The 21,875-nt window shown below is 68.8% G+C and carries 19 protein-coding genes; 11 read left to right on the top strand and 8 right to left on the bottom strand.

Going from position 1 to position 21,875, the window contains the following annotated elements; translation table 11 throughout:
• Positions 1-22: 22 nt before the first annotated feature.
• The 7 genes from PY257_RS04700 to PY257_RS04670 form a co-directional block, all read right to left on the bottom strand.
• Positions 23-454 carry an organic hydroperoxide resistance protein gene (locus tag PY257_RS04700; RefSeq protein ID WP_275739371.1) on the bottom strand — a complete coding sequence of 144 codons (432 nt, stop codon included), beginning with the start codon at positions 452-454 and terminating at the stop codon, positions 23-25.
• 65 nt (positions 455-519) lie between these two features.
• Positions 520-993, bottom strand: a complete 474-nt coding sequence (locus PY257_RS04695) for a MarR family winged helix-turn-helix transcriptional regulator (protein WP_275739369.1) — start codon at positions 991-993, stop codon at positions 520-522.
• Between the two features lie 380 nt (positions 994-1,373).
• Positions 1,374-2,222, bottom strand: coding sequence for a 3-hydroxybutyryl-CoA dehydrogenase (locus PY257_RS04690; RefSeq protein ID WP_275739368.1), 849 nt, complete (start codon positions 2,220-2,222; stop codon positions 1,374-1,376).
• Between the two features lie 152 nt (positions 2,223-2,374).
• Positions 2,375-3,214, bottom strand: a complete 840-nt coding sequence (locus PY257_RS04685; RefSeq protein WP_275739366.1) for an ABC transporter permease — start codon at positions 3,212-3,214, stop codon at positions 2,375-2,377.
• Positions 3,211-3,972, bottom strand: a complete 762-nt coding sequence (locus PY257_RS04680; RefSeq protein WP_275739364.1) for a GGDEF domain-containing protein — start codon at positions 3,970-3,972, stop codon at positions 3,211-3,213. The genes PY257_RS04685 and PY257_RS04680 overlap by 4 nt, the downstream gene beginning before the upstream one ends.
• Positions 3,973-4,069: 97 nt before the next feature.
• Complete coding sequence (locus PY257_RS04675; protein ID WP_275739362.1) at positions 4,070-5,029, bottom strand: ATP-binding cassette domain-containing protein; 960 nt, start codon at positions 5,027-5,029, stop codon at positions 4,070-4,072.
• Positions 5,030-5,161: 132 nt separating this feature from the next.
• Entirely contained in the window at positions 5,162-6,208 is a 1,047-nt protein-coding gene (locus PY257_RS04670; protein ID WP_275739360.1) for an AraC family transcriptional regulator, read from the bottom strand.
• A gap of 86 nt (positions 6,209-6,294) precedes the next feature.
• Between PY257_RS04670 and PY257_RS04665 the strand changes: the two genes are divergently transcribed.
• From PY257_RS04665 to PY257_RS04645, 5 genes are all read left to right on the top strand, one after another.
• Entirely contained in the window at positions 6,295-7,473 is a 1,179-nt protein-coding gene (locus tag PY257_RS04665; protein ID WP_275739357.1) for an isovaleryl-CoA dehydrogenase, read from the top strand.
• A gap of 33 nt (positions 7,474-7,506) precedes the next feature.
• Positions 7,507-9,234, top strand: coding sequence for an AMP-binding protein (locus PY257_RS04660; RefSeq protein ID WP_275739355.1), 1,728 nt, complete (start codon positions 7,507-7,509; stop codon positions 9,232-9,234).
• Complete coding sequence (locus PY257_RS04655) at positions 9,231-10,838, top strand: carboxyl transferase domain-containing protein (RefSeq protein WP_275739353.1); 1,608 nt, start codon at positions 9,231-9,233, stop codon at positions 10,836-10,838. Before PY257_RS04660 ends, PY257_RS04655 begins: the two co-directional genes overlap by 4 nt.
• Before the next feature lie 14 nt (positions 10,839-10,852).
• Positions 10,853-11,635: an enoyl-CoA hydratase/isomerase family protein gene (locus PY257_RS04650; protein WP_275739351.1), complete on the top strand. Its 783-nt coding sequence runs from the start codon at positions 10,853-10,855 to the stop codon at positions 11,633-11,635.
• A 305-nt stretch (positions 11,636-11,940) separates the two neighbouring features.
• Complete coding sequence (locus PY257_RS04645) at positions 11,941-13,962, top strand: acetyl-CoA carboxylase biotin carboxylase subunit (protein ID WP_275739349.1); 2,022 nt, start codon at positions 11,941-11,943, stop codon at positions 13,960-13,962.
• A gap of 209 nt (positions 13,963-14,171) precedes the next feature.
• Here PY257_RS04645 and PY257_RS04640 read toward each other — a convergent pair whose 3' ends face one another.
• On the bottom strand, positions 14,172-16,013 hold the full coding sequence (locus tag PY257_RS04640; RefSeq protein WP_275739347.1) for a M48 family metallopeptidase: 1,842 nt from the start codon (positions 16,011-16,013) through the stop codon (positions 14,172-14,174).
• 237 nt (positions 16,014-16,250) lie between these two features.
• On the opposite strand from PY257_RS04640, the gene PY257_RS04635 reads away from it, so the two are divergent.
• From PY257_RS04635 to PY257_RS04610, 6 genes are all read left to right on the top strand, one after another.
• The gene (locus PY257_RS04635; protein WP_275739345.1) at positions 16,251-17,159 is read left to right on the top strand and encodes a hydroxymethylglutaryl-CoA lyase; all 909 of its coding nucleotides are present in this window, start codon (positions 16,251-16,253) and stop codon (positions 17,157-17,159) included.
• Positions 17,160-17,167: 8 nt separating this feature from the next.
• Positions 17,168-17,671 (top strand): YbaK/EbsC family protein, encoded by a 504-nt coding sequence (locus PY257_RS04630; RefSeq protein WP_275739343.1) that lies wholly within the window; start codon positions 17,168-17,170, stop codon positions 17,669-17,671.
• Entirely contained in the window at positions 17,668-17,916 is a 249-nt protein-coding gene (locus tag PY257_RS04625) for a DUF1289 domain-containing protein (RefSeq protein ID WP_275739341.1), read from the top strand. The genes PY257_RS04630 and PY257_RS04625 overlap by 4 nt, the downstream gene beginning before the upstream one ends.
• Before the next feature lie 23 nt (positions 17,917-17,939).
• Positions 17,940-18,572: a 2-hydroxychromene-2-carboxylate isomerase gene (locus tag PY257_RS04620; RefSeq protein WP_275739339.1), complete on the top strand. Its 633-nt coding sequence runs from the start codon at positions 17,940-17,942 to the stop codon at positions 18,570-18,572.
• Positions 18,573-18,762: 190 nt separating this feature from the next.
• Entirely contained in the window at positions 18,763-20,436 is a 1,674-nt protein-coding gene (locus PY257_RS04615) for an MFS transporter (RefSeq protein WP_275739337.1), read from the top strand.
• Between the two features lie 247 nt (positions 20,437-20,683).
• The gene (locus PY257_RS04610; protein ID WP_275739335.1) at positions 20,684-21,706 is read left to right on the top strand and encodes a porin; all 1,023 of its coding nucleotides are present in this window, start codon (positions 20,684-20,686) and stop codon (positions 21,704-21,706) included.
• Positions 21,707-21,875: the final 169 nt, after the last annotated feature.

The raw sequence follows: 21,875 nt of genomic DNA, 5'->3' as shown, positions 1-21,875 counted from the left end.
ATGCGGCGCGCGCGCCCGAAGGTCAGACCTTCACGGCCAGCGCCACCTCGATGTTGCCGCGCGTGGCGTTGGAATACGGGCAGACCTGGTGTGCGGCGTCCACCAGCGCCTGGGCGCCGGCCTGGTCCATGCCGGGCAGGTTGACCGTCAGGCGCGCGGCGATGCCGAAGCCCTGCGGAATGGGGCCGATGTCGACCTCGGCGTCGATCGATGTGTCCGCCGGCACGGCGATCTTCTTCTGACCGGCCACGAGCTTCAGCGCGCCCATGAAGCAGGCCGAGTAGCCCGCGGCGAACAATTGCTCGGGGTTGGCGCCGCCGCCGGGGCCGCCCATTTCCTTGGGCGGCTTGAGATCGACGGCGAGCATGCCGTCGCTGGATGCGCTGTGGCCGTCGCGCCCGCCCGTGGTATGGGTGCGGGCGGTATAGACGACTTTGTCGAGGGTGGTGGGCATGGCGGCTCTCTCCTGTGGATGTCCGGCCCGGATGGGCAGGGCGGGTTGGTGAATCGGGTGTTCTTTCAGCCCGCGGGTTCGGCGGCGGATTGCGCCAACTGGTCGCGCAGGGCCTGCAACTGCTGGGTGAGCGCCGCCACCTGCGGTAGGGTGCAGCGGCTGGCTGCGAGCAGGCAGCCGGGGATGGCGGCGGCGCGGCCCTTGAGCCTGCGGCCCGCGGGCGTGAGGTGGATGCGCACGCGGCGCTCGTCGGTGCTGTCGCGCTGTCGCGCGACCAGGCCCAGGGTTTCGAGGCGCTTGAGCAGCGGCGTGAGCGTGCCGGAGTCGAGGAACAGCCGCTCGCCCAGCTCGGACACCATGAGTCCGTCGCGCTCCCACAGCGCCAGCATGGCAATGTACTGCGGGTAGGTCAGGCCCAGCCCGGCCAGCAGCGGCTTGTACACGCGCGTCATGCCGAGCGACGCGGAATACAGCGCGAAGCAGAGCTGGTTGTCCAGCACGAGCTGCCGGGCGGTGTCGGGGCGTGATGCGGATGCCATGGCCAAAATTATTGACCGCTATTATTGACCGCTATTAAATAGCGTGCAATTTAACCTGGAAACGGCAGTTGACCGCTTTGCATCCCTTGCCAGGCCGCATGAAATCGAGCGTTGACGGCTTCGATGGGGTTCACCTGGTGGGTGAGAGCGCCATGCACCTGCCAGCACCGCGCTCGGCGCGCCATGCGGCGTTGCTCCTCCTTGCGGGCACCAAGCCCGCCGCGTCGCCCGGTCTTGCCTGGCACCCCGATCACGGCACCGGCAGGCGCATCCAACTGCCGTTTCCAGGTTTAATTGAAGAAAAGCCGCAACGCCGATGTGGATGTGTGTCGCCCGCGGTGCGGCGCGCCCGCGTGCGGGCCGCGCATGGAATGGCCCAATCAGTAGATGTACACGCCGCGCCCGGTCTTGCGGCCCAGGCGGCCCGCAGCCACCATTTCCTTGAGCAGCGGGCAGGGGCGGTACTTGCTGTCGCCGAATTCGGAGAGGTAGACCTCCGTCACCGCCAGGCACACGTCTAGGCCGATCATGTCGGCCAGTGCCAGCGGCCCGATGGGCTGGTTGCAGCCGAGCTTCATGCCCGCGTCGATGTCCTCGGCCGTGGCCAGGCCGTCGGCCAGCACGAAGAATGCCTCGTTGATCATCGGCACCAGGATGCGGTTGACGACAAAGCCCGGCGCGTTCTTCACCGTGATGGGGCTCTTGCCGAGTTCCTTGGCCAGCGCCTGCACCGTGTCGTGCGTAGCGTCGCTGGTCTGCAGGCCGCGGATGATCTCCACCAGCGCCATCATCGGCACAGGGTTGAAGAAGTGCATGCCGATGAACTTGTCGGCACGGCCGGTGGCCGCGGCCAGCTTGGTGATGGAGATCGACGAGGTGTTCGACGCGATGATCACCTCGGGTGCCACCAGGGCATCCACCTGCTTGAGGATCTTGAGCTTGAGCTCGTAGTTCTCGGTGGCCGCCTCGATCACGAGTTGCGCGGCCTTCAGATCGTCGTAGCTGGTGGAGGTCTTGATGTGCGACAGGGCTGCGGCCTTTTGCGCCTCGGTCAGCTTTTCCTTCTTGATCAGCCGGTCCAGGCTGCCGCCGATGGTGGCCAAGCCTTTCTGCACGGCGGCGTCGGAGATGTCTACCATCACCACGTCGATGCCTGCCACGGCGCAGGTCTGCGCGATGCCGTTGCCCATGGTGCCGGCGCCGATGACGCCTACGGTCTTGATGCTCATGTCGTGTACTCCTTGCGGTGAGGATGGAAAAGGTGGTGCCGCGCCTATGGTATCGGGATTCATCCGCGCCACCTTTGCGCCAGCGCATGGCGCGGACCGCCGGGTGTGTGCCCAGGGGCGCCAGTCCCGTTCGTGGCGCGCCTGCCTCCGGATCAGCCCCTGAACCGCCGGCGCGTGAACGCGAGCGCGATCCAGAATGCCGCCACGGTGGTGGCGGCCAGCACCAGCCCGTGGCGCAGCGGCTGCGCGGGCCACTGGTCCATGAACAGCGGGCGCACCAGTTCCACCGCGTTGGTGAGCGGCAGCCAGTCGGAGATGGCGCGCACCGTGGCCGGCAGTTGCGCGCGCGGGAAGAACACGCCCGAGAGGAACATCATCGGCGTGAGCACCAGCGTGAAGTAGTAGGTGAAGAAGTCGTAGCCCTTGGCCAGCGCGTTGAAGACCAGCGCGATGCTGGAAAACATGACGCCCACGCACAGCAGCACCGGCCAGGCCACGAGCAGCTTGGGGCTGTGGCTGATGCCCAGCGCCAGCATCACGCCGAGGATGGCCGTCACGGTGAAGATCGACTTGAACGCGGCCCAGAGCATCTCGGCGAGCACCACGTCGTCTAGGCCCACGGGGGCGTTCATGATGCCGTCCCAGGTGCGCTGCACGTGCATGCGCGAGAAGGCCGAGTACAGCGCCTCGAAGCTCGCTGCGTTCATCGCGCTCATACAGATCGAGCCGCTGGCCAGGAACAGGATGTAGGGCACGCGCGCGCCGCCCACGTCCACCTGTCCCACCAGCGCGCCCATGCCGTAGCCGAAGGCCACGAGCCACATCAGCGGCTCGGCGATGTTGCCCACCAGGCTCGGGATGGCCAGCTTGCGCCACACCAGCAGGTTGCGCAGGAACACGGGCCACCAGCGCGCAGATACCGCCGGCGGGCGCCACAGGGACGGCTGCGCGGGCGGGGCGCCGCAGCCGTCGGCGGCGCAAGCCGCGCTCATGCGGGATTGCCCGCCGCGGGCGGTGCGTAGCGCCAGCAGTTGCGGCCGCTGCGCTTGGCTTCGTAGAGCCCGGCGTCGGCGCTGGCGATCAGCTCGTCCACGCTCTGCCCGTCACGCGGGAAATGCGCCAGCCCGATGCTGGTGCCGATGTCGGCCACGCCCGCGGCGAGCGGGAAGCGCTGGGTCAGGGCGCCGATCATGCGTCCGGCCAGCGCCTGGGCCGCCTCGGGCTCGCCGCAGGTGGGCAGCACGCACAGGAACTCGTCGCCGCCCAGTCGGGCCAGCGTGTCGCCTTCGCGCAGGCAGCCCTGCAGGCGCTGCGTGACCCGGCAGAGCAGCTCGTCGCCAGCCGCGTGGCCGAGCGTGTCGTTGACCTGCTTGAAGCGGTCGAGGTCGAGGAACAGCACCGACATGGCGCCCTGGCGCGCGCGTGCTTCGGTTATGGACTGGCGCAGCCGGTCGCGCGCGATCATGCGGTTGGGCAGGCTGGTGAGCGGGTCCAGGTTGGCCAGCTCCAGTTCCTGCCGCGTCTGGCCCAGGTCGGCGATGCGGCATTCCAGCTCGAACTCGCGCGCTTCGATCTTGACCACCATGTGTGCGAACGATTCCGCCAGCCGCGCCAGCAGCGTGTGTTCCGGGCGCTGGCCGGTCATGTCCATCAGCGGGCCGACGGCCCGCAAGTCGCCCTGCAGGGCAATACGCTGCATCACTTCGCAAAGGCGCTGCAGAAACTGTTCGTCGGTTTCGGTAGATGTCACGAGGCGCTCCTGGGGTTGATGGCTGGCAGGCATCCTAGGAAATTGCGGCGCGGGTTGCAATGGGCAGGCTCAAGCATGCCGTATGCCGGGGCCGCGCTCAACTGTCCTCGCGGATCTGCCGGCCCGTGAGTTTGAGGAAAAGATCCTCCAGGTTCGCAGGCCGGTGCAGCGTGCGCTGCTGCGGATGCGCGGCCAGGGCGGCGAGCAGGGCGCGGGCGTCCTGGGTGTAGAAGAACACCGTCTCGCCGCTCACCTCGGTGCGCGCGGCCAGCGGTCGCAGCGCGGCGTCCTGCGCCAGCGCCAGCGCGCCCTGGCCGTACACCTCCACCACGTCGGGCTCCAGGTGTTGGGCGATCAGGTCGCGCGGGCGGCCCTCGGCGATCTTGCGGCCATGGTCCAGCACCAGCAGGCGCGAACACAGGCGCTCGGCCTCGTCCATGAAGTGCGTGGTCAGCAGGATCGACTTGCCCTGCTGCAGCAGCAGTTGCAGCCGCTCCCACATCAGGTGGCGCGCCTGCGGGTCCAGGCCCGTGGTGGGTTCGTCGAGCAGCAGCAGGCGTGGGTCGTTGACCAGCGCGCGCGCTAGCGACAGGCGCCGCTTCATGCCGCCCGACAGCTCGCCGGGCTTGGCCTGCGCCTTGTGGCCGAGCGAGGCGAATTCGAGCAGCCGCGGCACGCGCTCGCGCATGGACGCGCGCGACAGGCCGAAGTAGCGGCCATAGACCAGCAGGTTCTCGGCGCAATCGAAGTCCGGGTCCAGTGTGTCGAACTGCGTCACCACGCCGAGCTGCGCCTTGATCGCCAGCGCGTCGCGCGGCATGGCGAGCGGCGCGCCGCCGCCCGCGGGAAAGTAGCGCACGCTGCCGGCGTCGGGTGCGGTCAGGCCCAGGCACATGCGGATGGTGGTGGTCTTGCCCGCGCCGTTGGGGCCGATCACGCCCAGGCATTCGCCGGGCGCGATGGCGAACGACAGATCGTCGACGACCAGGCTGCCGCCGTAGCGCTTGCGCAGGTGCTCGGCTTGGAAGATGGGCTGGTCGGGCGTCTGCTGGGGCATGGACATCTATTATTGTTCGGGCTCCATTCCCGGATTGTTTCGCTGCGCGAGGCTTTTTCCCGTGACCACTCTCGGCCCCTCCTTTCCCCCTCGGCGCCCAAAGTCAAGCCGCGCGCGGCAGGCCGCGCGTAGTCACGCCTTCGCCGCGCCGGGCCGCTGGCCCAGCCGGTACTCGCCCGGCGGCATGCCCGTCCAGCCGCGGAACGCGCGCGCAAAGCTCTTCTCGTTGCGGAAGCCCGCCGCCAGCGCCACCTGCTTGAGCGGCTTGCGCGTGCGCCGCAGCAGCCCGGCGGCCAGGGCCTGGCGGGCCTCGTCCTTGAGCGCCTGCAGCGAGGCGCCTTCTTCCTTGAGCTGCCGGTGCAGCGTGCGCACCGACATGTGCAGCCAGCCGGCCATGCTGTCGGCGGTGGCGGTTGCGAGCGGATGGGCGCGCAGCGCCTCGCGCACGCGCGCCACCAGCAGCCGGTCGCGCCGGTACTGCCGCACGGTCAGCGGCAGCGCGCGCTGCAGCATGGCGCGCATGGCGTCCTCGTCGCGCACCAGGGGCAGGGCCAGGTAGGCGGGGTCGAAGCTGTAGCCGGCCTGCCCGGCGCCGAAATGCACCGGCCCGGGGAACATCAGCGGATAGGCGCCGGCGTGCCGCGGGGCGGCGAACGGGAACGTGGTCTCGCGCAGCGCGATGCGCGAGTCGATGGCCCAGCAGGCGAAGCCGTGCACGTAGCGCAGCAGCGTGACCAGGCAGAACTCGCGGAACTCCGCGGCCAGTGGGCGCTGCTCCGCGACGGTGATGCGCGCCAGGCCGCCTGCCACCTCCAGCCGCAGCAGCACATCGTCGGTCAGCAGGCGGTGGTGGCGGCACCAGCGCTTGAGCGCCACCCCCAGCGTGGGCGCCGTCACGGACGCGCGGCACAGCAGCCCGTAGCTGCCCCAGGGCAGGCGGCGGACGAACCAGCCCAGGCTCTCGTCGTCGAGCTGCTGCATGGCGTAGCTGGAAAGCGCCTCGAACTGCGCGGCGGTGATGCGCGCATCGGCCTGCATGAGCTGGCGCGGCGCGATCTGTGCCTGGCGCAGGGCCGCCGCCGGATCGACGCCATAGCGCGCGTACGCTTGCACGATGGCGCGTGCGAACGCCATCGGGGTGGCGGCCACGGGGGCATGAAAGTGGCGGGGAGTGGGCATGGCTGGCATGATCTGCAACCATTGTGGCCGCAAATGCAGCCTGCGCGGGAGTAACCTGAAACACAAGTCAAGACAAGGAGACAGCCATGCCACCAGCCCTGCCCGGCCTGAATTTCGGCCTCGGCGACACCATCGACGCGCTGCGCGAAGCCATCGCCGGCTTCGCCGCCAGCGAGATCGCGCCGCGCGCCGCGGAGGTGGACCGCGACAACCTGTTCCCCGCCGACCTGTGGAAGAAGCTCGGCGACCTGGGCCTGCACGGCATGACGGTGGCCGAGGAATACGGCGGCACGCAGCTCGGCTACCTCGCGCACATCGTGGCGATGGAAGAAGTCTCGCGCGCCAGCGCCTCGGTGGGCCTGTCCTACGGCGCGCACAGCAACCTGTGCGTGAACCAGATCCACCGCAACGGCAGCGCGGCGCAGAAGCAGAAGTACCTGCCCAAGCTGGTGAGCGGCGAGCACGTGGGCGCGCTGGCCATGAGCGAGCCCGGCGCCGGCAGCGACGTGGTGAGCATGAAGCTGCGCGCCGAGAAAAAGGGCGACCGCTACGTGCTCAACGGCACCAAGATGTGGATCACCAACGGCGGCGACGCCGACACGCTGGTCATCTATGCCAAGACCGAGCCCGAGATGGGCGCGCGCGGCATGACGGCCTTCATCGTCGAGAAGGGCTTCAAGGGCTTTTCCGCCGGCACCAAGCTCGACAAGCTCGGCATGCGCGGCAGCAACACCTTCCCGCTGTTCTTCGACGACTGCGAGGTGCCCGAGGAAAACGTGCTCGGCGGCGAGGGCAACGGCGCCAAGGTGCTGATGAGCGGGCTCGACTACGAGCGCGCCGTGCTCGCGGGCGGGCCGCTGGGCATCATGGCCGCCTGCATGGACGCGGTGGTGCCCTATGTGCACGAGCGCAAGCAGTTCGGCCAGGCGATCGGCGAATTCCAGCTCATGCAGGGCAAGCTGGCCGACCTGTACAGCACCTGGCAGGCCACGCGCGCCTACGTGTACGCCGTGGGCCAGGCCTGCGACCGCAACGACCACGCGCGCAGCTTCCGCAAGGACGCGGCGGGCGCCATCCTCTACGCGGCGGAGAAGGCCACATGGATGGCCGGCGAGGCGATCCAGGCCCTGGGTGGCGTGGGCTACACCAGGGACTTCCCGGTCGAGCGCCTGTGGCGCGACGCCAAGCTCTACGAGATCGGCGCGGGCACCAGTGAAATCCGCCGCATGCTGATCGGCCGCGAACTGTTCGCCGAAACCTGCTGAAAGACAGGGCGCGCGAGAGAAAAGGAGATAGCGATGAAACACCTGACCCAGAGCCTGGACCGCGGCGCAACCGACGTGCCGCTGATCGAGCAGACCATCGGCGATTTCTTCGATGGCATGGTGCAGCGCCAGCCCGAGCGCGATGCGCTGGTCTGCCTGCACCAGAACCTGCGCTACAGCTACGCGGGCCTGCGCGCCGCCGCCCATCAATTGGCCAGTGCGCTGCTGCGGCAGAACCTGTCGCCCGGCGACCGCGTGGGCATCTGGAGCCACAACAACGCCGAGTGGGTGCTGATGCAGATCGCCACCGCCAAGGCGGGGCTGGTGCTGGTCAACATCAACCCGGCCTACCGCACTTCGGAGCTCGAATACGCGCTCAACAAGGTCGATTGCAAGGCGCTGGTCACGATGGCGCGCTTCAAGACCAGCGACTACCTCGGCATGCTGCGCGAGCTGGCGCCCGAACTCGCGCGCTGCGCGCCGGGCCAACTGCAGTCCGAGCGCCTGCCGCACCTTCAGACCGTGGTGTGGATTGATTCACCAGGCACGGGCGGCAACGCGGCGGGCGACACCCATGATGAACCCGGCATGCTGCGCTTTTCCGAACTGCTTGCGCGCGGCGACGCCAGCGACGCGCGGGTGGCCGAGGTGGGCCGCACGCTGAAGAACACCGACCCCGTCAACATCCAGTTCACCAGCGGCACCACCGGCTTCCCCAAGGGCGCCACGCTCACGCACCGCAACATCCTCAACAACGGCTTCTTCATCGGCGAATGCATGCGCCTCGGGCCGCAGGACAAGCTCTGCATTCCGGTGCCGCTATACCACTGCTTCGGCATGGTGCTTGGCAACCTGGCCTGCTTTACGCACGGCTCTGCCATCGTCTACCCGGGGGACGGCTTCGACCCACTGGCCGTGCTGAGCGCCGTGCAGGCCGAGCGCTGCACGGGCCTGCACGGCGTGCCCACGATGTTCATCGCCGAACTGGACCACCCGCGCTTCGCCGAGTTCGACCTCTCCACGCTGCGCACCGGCATCATGTCCGGCTCGCCCTGTCCGATAGAGGTGATGAAGCGCGTGGTGCGCGACATGCACCTGGCTGAAATCACCATCGCCTACGGCATGACAGAGACCAGCCCCGTGAGCTGCCAGAGCAGCACCGACACGCCGCTGGACCGCCGCGTGGCCACCGTCGGCACGGTGCAGCCGCACCTGGAGGTGAAGATCATCGACCCCGAGAGCGGCGCCACCATTCCGCCCGGCTCGCCCGGCGAACTGTGCGTGCGCGGCTATTCGGTGATGCACGGCTACTGGGACGACCCGCAGAGGACCGCCGAGGCCATCGATGCCGAGCGCTGGATGCACACCGGCGACATGGGGACGATGGATGCCGAGGGCTACGTCAACATCGTCGGCCGCATCAAGGACATGGTGATCCGCGGTGGCGAGAACGTCTACCCGCGCGAGATCGAGGAGTTCCTCTACGGCCACCCGCAGATACAGGACGTGCAGGTGGTCGGCGTGCCCGACCAGAAATATGGCGAGGAGCTTTGCGCCTGGGTCGTGCCCAAGCCCGGCCAGGTGCTCACCGAAGAGGCTGTGCGCGATTTCTGCAAAGGCCAGATCGCGCACTACAAGGTGCCGCGCTACATCCGCTTCGTCGATGCGTTCCCGATGACGGTGACCGGCAAGATCCAGAAATTCAAGATCCGCGAGCAGATGGCGCAGCAACTCGGATTGCAGGAAGTGAAGACGGCATGACCATCCTGGAGAGCCAACTCAACCCGCGCTCGGACGACTTCCAGGCCAACGCGCAGGCCATGCGCGCGCTGGTGGATGACCTGCGCGCGCGGTTCGCGCAAGTGGAGCAGGGCGGCGGCGAGGCCCTGCGCGCCAAGCACACCGCGCGCGGCAAGCTGTTGCCGCGCGAGCGCGTGCAGATGCTGCTCGACCCGGGCACGCCGTTTCTCGAACTCGCTCCCCTGGCCGCCTACGGCATGTACAACGGCGACGCGCCCTGCGCGGGACTGATCGTCGGCATCGGGCGCGTGAGCGGGGTGGACTGCATGGTGGTCTGCAACGACGCCACCGTGAAGGGCGGCACCTACTACCCGATGACCGTCAAGAAGCACTTGCGCGCGCAGGAGGTGGCGCAGCAGAACGGCCTGCCCTGCATCTACCTGGTGGACAGCGGCGGCGCCAACCTGCCCAACCAGGACGAGGTGTTTCCCGACCGCGACCACTTCGGCCGCATCTTCTACAACCAGGCCAACATGAGCGCGCAGGGCATCGCGCAGATCGCCGTGGTCATGGGTAGCTGCACGGCGGGCGGTGCCTACGTGCCGGCGATGAGCGACGAATCCATCATCGTGCGCAACCAGGGCACCATCTTCCTCGGCGGCCCGCCGCTGGTGAAGGCCGCCACGGGCGAGGTGGTCAGTGCCGAAGACCTGGGCGGCGGCGACGTACACACGCGCCTCTCCGGCGTGGCCGACCACCTGGCCGAAAACGACCTGCACGCGCTGGCGCTGGCCCGGCAGGCAGTGCGCAATTTGAATAAAAACAAGCCTCCAGCGCCCGCAAATACTGCGGTTGTAGCTCCTAAATACGTAGCGGAAGAACTGTACGGCGTGATCCCCACCGACACCCGCAAGCCCTTCGACGTGCGCGAGATCATCGCCCGCATCGCCGATGGCTCGGAGTTCGACGAGTTCAAGGCCCGCTTCGGCAGCACGCTGGTGTGCGGCTTCGCGCGCATCGAGGGCATGGCCGTGGGCATCATCGCCAACAACGGCATTTTGTTCAGCGAATCGGCACAAAAGGGCGCGCACTTCATCGAGCTGTGCTGCCAGCGCAAGGTGCCGCTGGTGTTCCTGCAGAACATCACCGGCTTCATGGTGGGCCGCAAATACGAGAACGAGGGCATCGCCCGCCACGGCGCCAAGCTGGTCACGGCGGTGGCCTGCGCCCAGGTGCCCAAGTTCACCGTCATCATCGGCGGCAGCTTTGGCGCGGGCAACTATGGCATGTGCGGGCGGGCTTACTCGCCGCGCTTCCTGTGGATGTGGCCCAACGCGCGCATCAGCGTGATGGGCGGCGAGCAGGCCGCCAGCGTGCTGGCCACCGTGCGGCGCGACGGCATCGAGGCCAAGGGCGGCCAGTGGAGCGCCGAGGACGAGGAAGCCTTCAAGGCCCCGATCCGCCAGCAGTACGAGGCCCAGGGCCACCCGTACTACGCCACCGCGCGGCTGTGGGACGACGGCGTGATCGACCCCGCCGACACCCGCCGCGTGCTGGCGCTCGGCCTGGCCGCGGCGCGCAACCTGCCCGTGCCGCAGACGAAGTTCGGCGTGTTCCGCATGTGACGAGGAAGGCCGCCATGACCGCCCTGGACATCCGCTACGAAGGCCCCCGCGCCACCATCACGCTGTGCCGCCCCGAGGTGCGCAACGCATTCAACGACGAGGTTATCGCCGCGCTCACGCACGCCTTCGCGGAGGCTGGCGCGCGCGAGGACGTGCGCTGCATCGTCCTCGCCGCCGAGGGCCCGGCCTTCTGCGCCGGCGCCGACCTGCACTGGATGCGCCGCATGGCCGACTACACGCGCGGCGAGAACGTGGCCGACGCCGCCCGGCTGGCCGCCATGCTGCGCGCCATCTACGAATGCCCCAGGCCCACCATCGCCCGCATCCAGGGCGACGTGTACGCGGGCGGCATGGGGCTGGCCGCGGCCTGCGACATGGCGGTGGCGGTGGACTCGGCGGCTTTCTGCCTGAGCGAAGTGAAGCTGGGCCTGATCCCCGCCACCATCGCGCCCTACGTCATCCGTGCCATGGGCGCGCGCGCCGCGCACCGCTACTTTCTGACGGCGGAGCGCTTCGGCGCCGCCGAGGCGCTGCGCATCGGCTTCGTGCACGAGGTCGTGGCCGCCGACGCGCTCGACGCCCGCGTCGATGCGCTGGCCCAGGCACTCGCCGCGGCCAGCCCGAACGCCGTGCGCGCCGGCAAGAAGCTGGTGCAGGACGTGGCCGGGCGCGCCATCGACGACGCGCTGGTGCAGGCCACGGTGGAAGGCATCGCCGACATCCGCGCCAGCGCCGAAGGCAAGGAGGGCGTGCAGTCCTTCCTGCAAAAGCGCAAGCCGGGCTGGCTGGCGGGCTGAAGAAAGCCCTCCATGGACGCGCAGCAGGCCGGTCTGGCGGAGCGCGTGGCGCAGTGGCCGCACACGCTGGGCCTGCCCCGCCTGCTGGCGCTGGCCGCCGCGCCGCCGTTCAAGTTTCTGCGGCGCGTACCGCGCCGCGTGGGCGGGCTGTTGCACGGCGTGCCGGTGTACCCCCCCGTTTTTTGGAGACATGCATATGTTCAAGAAAATCCTCATCGCCAATCGCGGCGTTCGCGCGTCAGCGCGGGCATGCCAAATTGCATGGCACGCGCAGCGTGCGCAGGCGATGAGCCGCGGAGGGAGCCATGTTTAAGAAAATCCTCATCGCCAATCGCGGCGAAATCGCCTGCCGTGTGGCCGCCACCGCGCGCCGCATGGCGATACAGACCGTGGCCGTGTATTCCGACGCCGATGCCGACGCCAAGCACGTGCGCGCCTGCGACGAGTCCGCGCACCTGGGCGCGAGCGCCCCCAAGGACAGCTACCTGCGCTGGGAGAAGATCATCGCGGCGGCCCGCGCCACGGGCGCCGAGGCCATCCACCCCGGCTATGGCTTCCTGAGCGAGAACGAGGACTTCGCCCGCGCCTGCGCCGAGTCCGGGCTGGTCTTCATCGGCCCGCCGCCCGCGGCCATCCAGGCCATGGGGCTGAAGGCGCAATCGAAGCAGCTCATGGAGAAAGCCGGCGTGCCGCTGGTGCCCGGCTACCACGGCCACGACCAGAACCCGGCGCTGCTGCAGCGCCAGGCCGACGCCATCGGCTACCCCGTGCTCATCAAGGCCAGCGCGGGCGGCGGCGGCAAGGGCATGCGGCTGGTGGAGCGCAGCGCCGATTTCGCCGCCGCGCTGGAGAGCTGCAAGCGCGAGGCGATCAACAGCTTCGGCAGCGACGCGGTGCTGGTCGAGAAATACGTGCAGCGCCCGCGCCACATCGAAATCCAGGTGTTCGGCGACACCCAGGGCCACTATGTCTACCTGTTCGAGCGCGACTGCTCCGTGCAGCGCCGCCACCAGAAGGTGCTGGAGGAGGCGCCCGCGCCCGGCATGCCGCCCGCGCTGCGCCAGCAGATGGGCCAGGCGGCGGTGAGCGCGGCGCGCGCCGTGGGCTACGTGGGCGCGGGCACGGTGGAATTCATCGTGGAGCAGACCGGCGGCTACGACCAGCCCGAGGCGATGAAGTTCTACTTCATGGAGATGAACACCCGCCTGCAGGTGGAGCACCCGGTGACCGAGGCCATCACCGGCCTGGACCTGGTGGAATGGCAGTTGCGCGTGGCCGCCGGCGAGCCGCTGCCGCTGGCGCAGGAGCAGTTGCGCATCACCGGCCACGCGATCGAGGCGCGCATCTGCGCCGAGAACCCCGACAACAACTTTCTGCCCGCCACCGGCACGCTGGCCGTGTACCGCAAGCCCGAGGCCGCGGCGTTCGCGCGCGCGAATCGCAGCGACACGGGCGTCGCGGTGCGCATCGACGACGGCGTGCGCGAGGGCGACGCCATCAGCCCGTTCTACGACTCCATGGTCGCCAAGCTCATCGTGCACGGCGACACGCGCGCGCAGGCGCTGGCGCGGCTCGACGCGGCGCTGGCGCGGGTGCACATCGTCGGCGTGGCGACCAACGTGCAGTTCCTGCGCGGCGTGCTGGCCAGCGGCTCGTTCGCCCAGGCGCGGCTGGACACCGCGCTGATCGAGCGCGAGCGCGCCCACCTGTTCGACCGCGAGCCGCTGGGCCTGCCGCTGGCGGCGGCGGCGGCCATCGCGCGCACGGTCGTGCTGGAGCAGGACGGCAGCACGGACGACCCGTTCGCGCGGCGCGACGGCTGGCGCGGGCTGGCCGACGGCGTGCGGCGCTTCGACTTCGACTTCCATGGCGAGCCTGCCGCGGCCCTGCTGGCCTACCGCCGCGACGGCCTGTGGCTGGACGTGGGCGGCGTGGCCGGTCCGCTGGCCGTGGAGCGGCTGCCCGGCGGCGCGCTCGACGTGCGGTTCAACGGCGCGCGCCACACCGTCGATGTCTATGAGAGCCAGGCCGCGGCGCATGTGTTCACGGCGCAGGGCGCCACGAAGATAGGCGTCATCGACCGCCTGCTGCAAGCCGGCGCCGCGCATGCGGAGGGCGGGCGCCTGACCGCGCCCATGCCGGGCAAGGTGGTGTCGTTCGCGGTGCGGGCCGGCGACAAGGTGGCGCGGGGCCAGCCGCTGGCGGTGATGGAGGCGATGAAGATGGAGCACACCATCGCCGCCCCCGCCGACGGCGTGGTGCGGGAGCTGCTCTACGCGCCCGGCGACCAGGTGGCCGAGGGCGCGGAGCTGCTGCGCCTGCAATGAGGCACAACCCCCCGAGCGGCTGCGCCGCTGGCATGGCCTGGCTCCACAGCCATCGGGCGGGCGAGGGCGCGCCGGTTGCCTGCGCTGCGGTGGGGCACCATGGATGAATATGCGCCTGCTTCCATATACTCCCCACTATGCAGGCCGCCACCGCAATGAATACGGGCGGTGATATAACATACTCCCTGGGAGTATGCGTTGCGGTGGCGCTATTTCACGCGTTCCAGCGCGCTTGGCGGGTGCGCCAGGTGCACGCCGTGCGCGGTGGATACGGCCAGCACGGGGCCGGGCAGCGGCAGCGCGGCCTCCAGCGCACCGCACAGCTCCAGCAGATCGGCGGGGGGCAGGCGGGGCGATTCGACCACCAGCAGGTAGCAGCGCCGCCACGGGAATTCCTTCAGCGGCTTGCTCGCCACCCAGGCCGTCGCCACGGCGGGCCAGAGGCGCAGCTCGGCTTGCAGCTCGCCGCGCTCGAAGTCGCTCAGGTCGGGGCGCATCAGGCCGCCCAGCGCGGGCTGGTCGCGCAGCTCGGCCTGGGCGCGTTCTTCCGCCACCTCGGCTGCGCGCAGGCGCTCGCGCCAGCGCCGCAGGGCGGCCTCGTCGTCCATGGGCTGCTCCAGCAGGGCCACGGCTTCGCGGCTGGCCCACCAGCGGTAGGCGGCGTTGGCGTCGAACAGGCGCTGCAGCAGCTCCAGGCGCTCGGCCCGCCGCGCGGGCGGCGTGCAGTCGGCCAGGCCGCGCAGGGCGGCGGGCAGGTCGGGCGACAGCGCCAGGGCGCGCTCGTACCAGGCCCGGGCCGGCGCCTGCGGGTCGAGCCGGCGCGCCAGGTCGGCGAGCTCCACCATCTCCTGCGCGTTGTTGCGGCCCAGGCTTTCGGTGAGCGCGGCCACGCGCTCGCGCAGCCGGCTGAACCAGGCGTGCTGCAGCTTCCAGGCGCCGGCGTGGTCGCGCCGCCAGGCGGTGTCGAAGTGCTGGGTCCAGCGCACCGGGTCTTTCAGCAGGCGCAGCGCCGGGCGGGCCGACCAGAGCGGGGGCGAGAAGCGCGTCACGTCGGGCTGCAGCGCCTCCAGGCGGTCGCGCAGCACGGGGTGGGTGTCGTCGTCGCCCGACATGCGGCGCAGCGCGGCGCGCAGGCTGTCGTGGGCGAACGCGGCATCGGGCTCCAGCGCCAGCGCGCGCGCCATGGCGCTGTAGGGGCCGCGCGGCACGGCGGTGTCGCGCGCCTGGCGCCAGTGCGTGGTCCAGAAGCTGCGCGCCAGCCAGGCGCCCTTGATCTCGATCTCCATCAGCGCGGCGCTGATGGCATCGGCGCCCAGCAGCTTGCGCGCGATGCGGTCGGCCTCGTACTCGTCCTGGCGCGCCATGGCGAAGCTGCGCGCATGGAAGCGCGGGAAGTACCAGGCGAAGAAGCTGCGCGAGAGGGCCGATACGATGTCCGCGCGCTGCTGCATGTCCTGCCACAGACGGCCCCAGGCCATGCGGCTGCGGTAGACCCAGGCCGAGAAGCGCCCGTGGCCGCCGCGCAGGTGGCCGTATTCGTGCGCCAGCACGGCCAGCAGGCGGCGGCGGTCCACGGCCATCATCAGCGGCAGGCCCAGCGCCAGGTAGTTGGTGGAGCCGCCGAGCAGGCCGAAGCGCGGCAGTTGCACGATGGCGGCGTTGAAGTCGTCGGTCAGCAGCACGTGGTCGATGGCCGGGCCCTTGATCTTGCGGCGGATGCGCTCCAGCGCGTCGAACAGCGTCGGCGCGTCGGTGCGCGCGAGCGGCAGGCCCGCGGGCGGCTCCATCGGCACGCGCAGCGCGCGCAGGCTGCTCCACAGCAGGCCGGCGGCGAACAGGCCCAGCAACACCCAGTAGCCGTGAAAGCGCGCCCCCTCCAGCCACTGCGCCGCCAGCCAGGCGAGCAGCGCCACCGCCAGCAGCAGGCAGCCGACCACCCAGGCGTAGCCCAGGGCGGCGAAGCGCGCCACGCTGCGGCGGTAGGCGCGCGGGTCGTCGGCGCTGTCGTGCTCCGACAGGCGCACCAGGTGGATGAACTCCGCGCGGTCCATGTGCGTTTCCTCGCCCTCCTTCATGCGCGAGATCGCAAACTCGTTGCGAGGGCCGTAGTGTCGCCGATGCGGCCCCGCGGACCATCCGTTTCGCGCCCACCCGAAGACCGCCACCACGCCCGCACCGCGGCGCGCACGCTCGCGCGGCGAGCCCCTCGCGGGCATGGCGGACGGCGCGCAGGGCTATCGAGACGGCGGGACAATCCACACCTAACGATACCCACCAAGGAGACTCCGATGCGCCATCCCCCCAGCGTCAAGATCGTCGACGTAGGCCCGCGCGACGGCCTGCAGAACGAAAAATCCCCCGTGCCCGCCGCCGTCAAGATCGGCCTGGTGCACCGCCTGCAGGACGCGGGCGTCAAGAACATCGAGGTCACCAGCTATGTGTCGCCCAAATGGGTGCCGCAGATGGCGGACAACCACGAGGTGATGAGCGGCATCGCGCGCCAGGGTGGCGTCGTTTACTCGGTGCTCACGCCCAACCTCCAGGGTTTTGAAGCGGCGCTGCGTGACCGGCCCGGCGAAATCGTGGTGTTCGGCTCGGCCAGCGAGGCGTTCAGCCGGAAGAACATCAACTGCTCCATTGCCGAGAGCATCGAGCGCTTCGCGCCCGTGGTCGAGGCCGCGCGCGCGGCGGGCATCCATGTGCGCGGCGCCATGAGCTGCACCGTGGGCTGCCCCTACGAGGGCGAGGTGGCGCCCGAGCGCGTGGGCTACCTGGCAGGGCTCATGAAGGGCATCGGCGTGCAGCATGTGGGCGTGGCCGACACCATCGGCGTGGGCACGCCGGTGAAAGTGCAGCGCGCCATCGAGGCCACGCTCGCGCATTACGGCATCGACGATGTTTCGGGCCACTTCCACGACACCTACGGCCAGGCGCTGGCCAATACGCTGGCCGCGCTGGAGCTGGGCGTGTGGCAGTTCGACGCCTCGGTCGCCGGCCTGGGCGGCTGCCCCTACGCCAAGGGTGCCACGGGCAACGTGGCCACCGAGGACGTGGTCTACATGCTGCACGGCATGGGCATCGACACCGGCATCGACCTCGACCGCCTGGTGGATGCGGGCGCCTACATCAGCGACTACCTGGGCCGCAAGCCCAATTCGCGCGCGGCCACGGCTTTGCTGAACAAGCGCGCTGGATAATGTCCGCCATGTGCGGATCAGAACCCAAACCCCTTCCCGAAGGCGTGCAGCGCGTGGCCGCTGCGCTGCAATCCATGGGCCATCCCCATGCCCCCGTGATGCTCGACGGCGCCGCGCGCACCGCGCAGCAGGCGGCGCACGCGCTGGGCATCGCCGTGGGGCAGATCGCCAAGAGCATCATCTTTCGCCGCAAGGCCGATGGCGCTGCGGTGCTGGTCGTCACCTCGGGCGACCGGCGCGTGGACGAAAAAAAGGTCGATGCGCTGGTGGGCGAGACGGGCCGCGCCGACGCCGATTTCGTGAAGGCGAAGACCGGCTTCACCATCGGCGGCGTGGCGCCCGTGGCGCATGCGGAGCCGCCGGTGGCGCTGATCGACCGCGAGCTGTTCCGCTTCGAGGAAATCTGGGCCGCAGCGGGCCATCCGCACGGCGTGTTCAGGCTGCGTCCGCAGGACCTGGAAACGCTGACGGGCGCGCCCGTGGCCGACGTGGTGCAGGAGCCGGCACCATGAATGCTACTGAAGTGATAGCTGCCCGCGCAGGTTTCATAAGCGCTGCGGGCTATTTTGACCCAAATAATGAGGAAGGCCCACCGTCGCCCTGCGTGTCGGTATGCCGCATGAACGCGCAGACCGGGCTGTGCGAAGGGTGCTTTCGCACCGTTGACGAGATCCGCCAGTGGGCCATGGCCGATGCCCCCGCCCGCCGCACCATCTGGGCCCGCGTGGCCAAGCGCGCGGGCGTCACGCTGTTCTGATCCTGAAGGAAGGCCGCGCCGCCATGAAGCACATCGTCTTCTACCTCGACTTCGTATCGCCCTACGCCTACCTTGCGTTCGAGCGCTTGCCCGTGGTGCTGGAGGGCTTGAGCTACGCTGTGACGTACCGGCCCGTGTTCCTGGGGCCGCTGCTGCGCCAGCGCGGGCAGAAGGCGCCGGTGGATGTGCCGCCCAAGCGCGAATGGATCTACCGCCAGGCGCTGTGGCTGGCCCGCGCGCATGGCGTGCCCATGGAGATGCCGGCGCTGCACCCGTTCGATTCGCTGCCGCTGCTGCGCCTGGCGCTGGCGCGTGCGGGCGACGGCACCAGCAACCGCTTCGTCACCGGCGCGGTGCTGCGCCACGTCTGGCAAGGCGGCGGCGATCCGCTGGCGCCCGACCGCCTGCAGGCGCTGGCGCAGGCGGTCGCCCCCGCGCACGACCCGCAGGATGCGCAGGCCAAGCAACTGCTGCGCGCCAATACCGACGAGGCTGCGGCGCTGGGCGTGTTCGGCGTGCCGACGATGGTGGTGGACGGGCGGCTGTTCTGGGGCCTGGATGCGCTGCCCATGCTGCGCGACTACCTGGGCGGCGACGCCTGGTTCGACGGCCCCGGCTGGACCGCCGCGGCGCACCTGCCCTCGGGTTTGCACTGACGCCCGCACGGGCCGTACCGCATCCTGAAAGCGGCGCAGCGGGTTTCACCCTAAACCGTCAGAGCGCGGTCAGTTTCGCGCAAGCCTGTGTTGGTTTCACGTCAGAGGCGGGTCAGTGCCGCCGCCAAGAATGGCTGCAGGCTACGGCCCCTCATGTGGGCTGGCCCAACCTGCAAGGAGACAACACACCATGGCTACTCTCGCCGCACCGCCTCGGCCCATGACGTCCGAGGAAAAGAAAGTCATCTTCGCCTCGTCGCTCGGCACCGTGTTCGAGTGGTACGACTTCTATCTCTACGGCTCGCTCGCGGCCATCATCGCCAAGCAGTTCTTCAGCGGACTGGACGCCGGGGCCGCCTTCATCTTCGCGCTGCTGGCCTTCGCCGCGGGCTTCCTGGTGCGGCCCTTCGGCGCCATCGTGTTCGGCCGCCTGGGCGACATGATCGGGCGCAAGTACACCTTCCTCGTCACCATCCTCATCATGGGCCTGTCGACCTTCATCGTCGGCTTGCTGCCCAGCTACGCCACCATCGGCGTGGCGGCGCCGGTGATCCTGATCGCGCTGCGCATGCTGCAGGGCCTGGCGCTGGGCGGCGAATACGGCGGCGCGGCCACCTACGTGGCCGAGCACGCGCCGCAGGGCAGGCGCGGGGCCTACACGTCGTGGATCCAGACCACCGCCACGCTGGGGCTGTTCCTGTCGCTGATCGTCATCCTGGGCGTGCGCATGGGCGTGGGCGAGGATGCGTTCGCGGCCTGGGCCTGGCGCGTGCCGTTCCTGGTGTCCATCCTGCTGCTGGGCGTGTCGGTGTGGATCCGCCTGTCGCTGTCGGAGTCGCCCGCGTTCCAGAAGATGAAGGCCGAGGGCAAGACCTCCAAGGCGCCGCTGTCGGAGTCGTTCGGCGAGTGGAAGAACCTGAAGGTCGTGATCCTGGCGCTGCTCGGCCTGACCATGGGCCAGGCGGTGGTCTGGTATACGGGCCAGTTCTATTCGCTGTTCTTCCTGACGCAGCAGTTGAAGGTGGACGCGGTGACGGCCAACCTCATGATCGCCGCCGCGCTGCTGATCGGCACGCCGTTCTTCGTTGTGTTCGGCACCCTGTCGGACAAGATCGGTCGCAAGCCCATCATCCTGGCCGGCTGCCTGCTGGCCGCGCTGACCTACTTCCCGGTGTTCAAGGCGCTGACCGAGGCTTCCAACCCCGACCTGGCGCTGGCCCAGAAGAATTCGCAGGTCACCGTGTCCGCCGACCCGCAGGACTGCTCGTTCCAGGGCAATCCGGTGGCGCGCGAGATCGACTTCAAGAGTTCCTGCGACATCGCCAAGCGCTACCTGGTGCAGAACTCCGTGAGCTACGAAAACATCGCCGGCCCCGCAGGCGTGCCCGCCGTCGTCAAGATCGGCGACAAGACGATCAACGCGCCCGTGGGCAACGTGGTGAACCTCAAGTTCGACGAGGATTCGAGCAAGGCCATCGCCGCCTTCAAGAAGACCGTGGCCGACGAGCTGAAGGCCCATGGCTACCCGACCAAGGCCGACCCGGCCAAGATGAACAAGCCGATGATGGTGCTGGTGCTGTTCTACCTGGTGCTGCTGGTGACCATGGTGTACGGCCCCATCGCCGCCATGCTGGTGGAGCTGTTCCCCACGCGCATCCGCTACACCTCGATGAGCCTGCCCTACCACATCGGCAACGGCTGGTTCGGTGGCCTGCTGCCGACCACGTCGTTCGCCATCGTGGCGTCGACAGGCAGCATGTACAGCGGCCTGTGGTATCCCATCGTCATCGCGGCGGCAACGCTGGTGATCGGCGCCCTGTTCATCCGTGAAACCAAGGATGTGGACATTTACGCCAACGACTGAGCATTATCTGCATCGAACTGGTGCATAACTTGCACCATCAAACAGTTGCTGCCGCGCGTTTTCGGTGCATACCGGAAAATTGTGGCAGCAATACGTCAGTTGGCTTGCTTTGTATGTGTCAATCCGAGGATTGCAGGCGGGGGCCACATAAAATTCAGGTTCTGGTTGACCGCAAAGCGCGTCCGAATCCACAAGAAAAGACGCCCCATACCGGTTGCGGAATCTTAATTTTTGAAGGAAACCCCCAATGCAAAACTCCCATCGTCTGCTTGTTGCAGCCCTGGCCGTCATCGGTTCCGGCGCCGCTTTCGCGCAAAGCAGCGTGACCCTCTACGGTCGCGTCAATACCTCCATCGAGCACCGCAAGATCGGTGGCGTCACAACCAACGGTGAATTCAACAACGCTTCCCGCTTCGGTTTCAAGGGCGAGGAAGACCTGGGCGGCGGCCTGAAGGCCGGCTTCGTTCTGGAAGCCGGTTTTGATTCGAGCAGCGGCTCGGGTGGTGCTGCTGGCGGCGGCATCAACTTCGGCCGTCAAAGCGAAGTGAACCTGTCCGGCGGCTTCGGCATGCTGCGCCTGGGCACCTGGACGTCCGAGGCGTACTACGCCGTGGCCGACTATGGCGTGCTCGACCAGCCCAACCACGACACGGGCGTGTTCTCTGACGCGCTGTACAGCTACTACGGTTATCAAGAGGGTGGAGACTGGGCCCACCTAGCCGGTGCGGACACCAACAAGATCGCGTACCGTACTCCCGCGTTCGGCGGCCTGACGGTGGAAGGTACCATGGGGCTGCACGAGAAGACCGGCGGCAGCTATGGCGACAACAAGAACCAGTACGAACTAGCTGCCAACTGGGAAGGCGGTAACTTGGCTCTGGGCGCTGGCTACACCAAATACCAGGACTACAACGATTTCGGCATTCGTGCCCACTACACCACTGGCCCGTTCCAGATCGGCGCCTACTACCAGAACGTCAAGGATGACAACTACGGCCTGGGCAAGCGTGACGTCTACCGCGTGACGGGCGGCTACTTCTTCGGTGCCTCCGAAGTGATCCTGAGCGTGGGCCACTCGGGTGAATGGGACAACGTGGCGAACAGCGACGCCACGCAGTACACGGTGGGCTACAACTACAACCTGAGCAAGCGCACCAAGGTGTATGGCGCTTACACCAAGGTGAACAACAAGAGCGGTGGCACGTACGCCTCTGGTGTCGCCGGTGACGATTTCAGCTCGTTCGGCGTGGGCATTCGCCACAACTTCTGATGGCGTTGAGTTGAACGCATGGCGCCGGCTGGTCCGGCGCTCTGCGCGCAAGAAACCAAAGCCTCGTGCCTTCCAAAGCCTCGTGTCTTCATTGGCGCGAGGCTTTTTTCACGCGCGTGCCACGCTGAACCCCACGGGTGCGGGCAGGCCGGGCGGGTATTGCGCGGTG

The sequence above is a fragment of the Curvibacter soli genome, assembly GCF_029211125.1.
Lineage (GTDB): Bacteria > Pseudomonadota > Gammaproteobacteria > Burkholderiales > Burkholderiaceae_C > Curvibacter_A > Curvibacter_A soli.
Note: the sequence above shows the minus strand (reverse complement) of the source record. Positions and strands in the feature narration are given on the sequence as shown.

Bases quoted from the DNA above. Each gene is read 5' to 3' on its own strand.
- PY257_RS04700 (WP_275739371.1), bottom strand. From the start codon at position 454: ATGCCCACCACCCTCGACAAAGTCGTCTATACCGCCCGCACCCATACC.
- PY257_RS04695 (WP_275739369.1), bottom strand. From the start codon at position 993: ATGGCATCCGCATCACGCCCCGACACCGCCCGGCAGCTCGTGCTGGAC.
- PY257_RS04690 (WP_275739368.1), bottom strand. From the start codon at position 2,222: ATGAGCATCAAGACCGTAGGCGTCATCGGCGCCGGCACCATGGGCAAC.
- PY257_RS04685 (WP_275739366.1), bottom strand. From the start codon at position 3,214: ATGAGCGCGGCTTGCGCCGCCGACGGCTGCGGCGCCCCGCCCGCGCAG.
- PY257_RS04675 (WP_275739362.1), bottom strand. From the start codon at position 5,029: ATGCCCCAGCAGACGCCCGACCAGCCCATCTTCCAAGCCGAGCACCTG.
- PY257_RS04670 (WP_275739360.1), bottom strand. From the start codon at position 6,208: ATGCCCACTCCCCGCCACTTTCATGCCCCCGTGGCCGCCACCCCGATG.
- PY257_RS04665 (WP_275739357.1), top strand. From the start codon at position 6,295: ATGCCACCAGCCCTGCCCGGCCTGAATTTCGGCCTCGGCGACACCATC.
- PY257_RS04660 (WP_275739355.1), top strand. From the start codon at position 7,507: ATGAAACACCTGACCCAGAGCCTGGACCGCGGCGCAACCGACGTGCCG.
- PY257_RS04655 (WP_275739353.1), top strand. From the start codon at position 9,231: ATGACCATCCTGGAGAGCCAACTCAACCCGCGCTCGGACGACTTCCAG.
- PY257_RS04650 (WP_275739351.1), top strand. From the start codon at position 10,853: ATGACCGCCCTGGACATCCGCTACGAAGGCCCCCGCGCCACCATCACG.
- PY257_RS04645 (WP_275739349.1), top strand. From the start codon at position 11,941: ATGTTTAAGAAAATCCTCATCGCCAATCGCGGCGAAATCGCCTGCCGT.
- PY257_RS04640 (WP_275739347.1), bottom strand. From the start codon at position 16,013: ATGGACCGCGCGGAGTTCATCCACCTGGTGCGCCTGTCGGAGCACGAC.
- PY257_RS04635 (WP_275739345.1), top strand. From the start codon at position 16,251: ATGCGCCATCCCCCCAGCGTCAAGATCGTCGACGTAGGCCCGCGCGAC.
- PY257_RS04630 (WP_275739343.1), top strand. From the start codon at position 17,168: ATGTGCGGATCAGAACCCAAACCCCTTCCCGAAGGCGTGCAGCGCGTG.
- PY257_RS04625 (WP_275739341.1), top strand. From the start codon at position 17,668: ATGAATGCTACTGAAGTGATAGCTGCCCGCGCAGGTTTCATAAGCGCT.
- PY257_RS04620 (WP_275739339.1), top strand. From the start codon at position 17,940: ATGAAGCACATCGTCTTCTACCTCGACTTCGTATCGCCCTACGCCTAC.
- PY257_RS04615 (WP_275739337.1), top strand. From the start codon at position 18,763: ATGGCTACTCTCGCCGCACCGCCTCGGCCCATGACGTCCGAGGAAAAG.
- PY257_RS04610 (WP_275739335.1), top strand. From the start codon at position 20,684: ATGCAAAACTCCCATCGTCTGCTTGTTGCAGCCCTGGCCGTCATCGGT.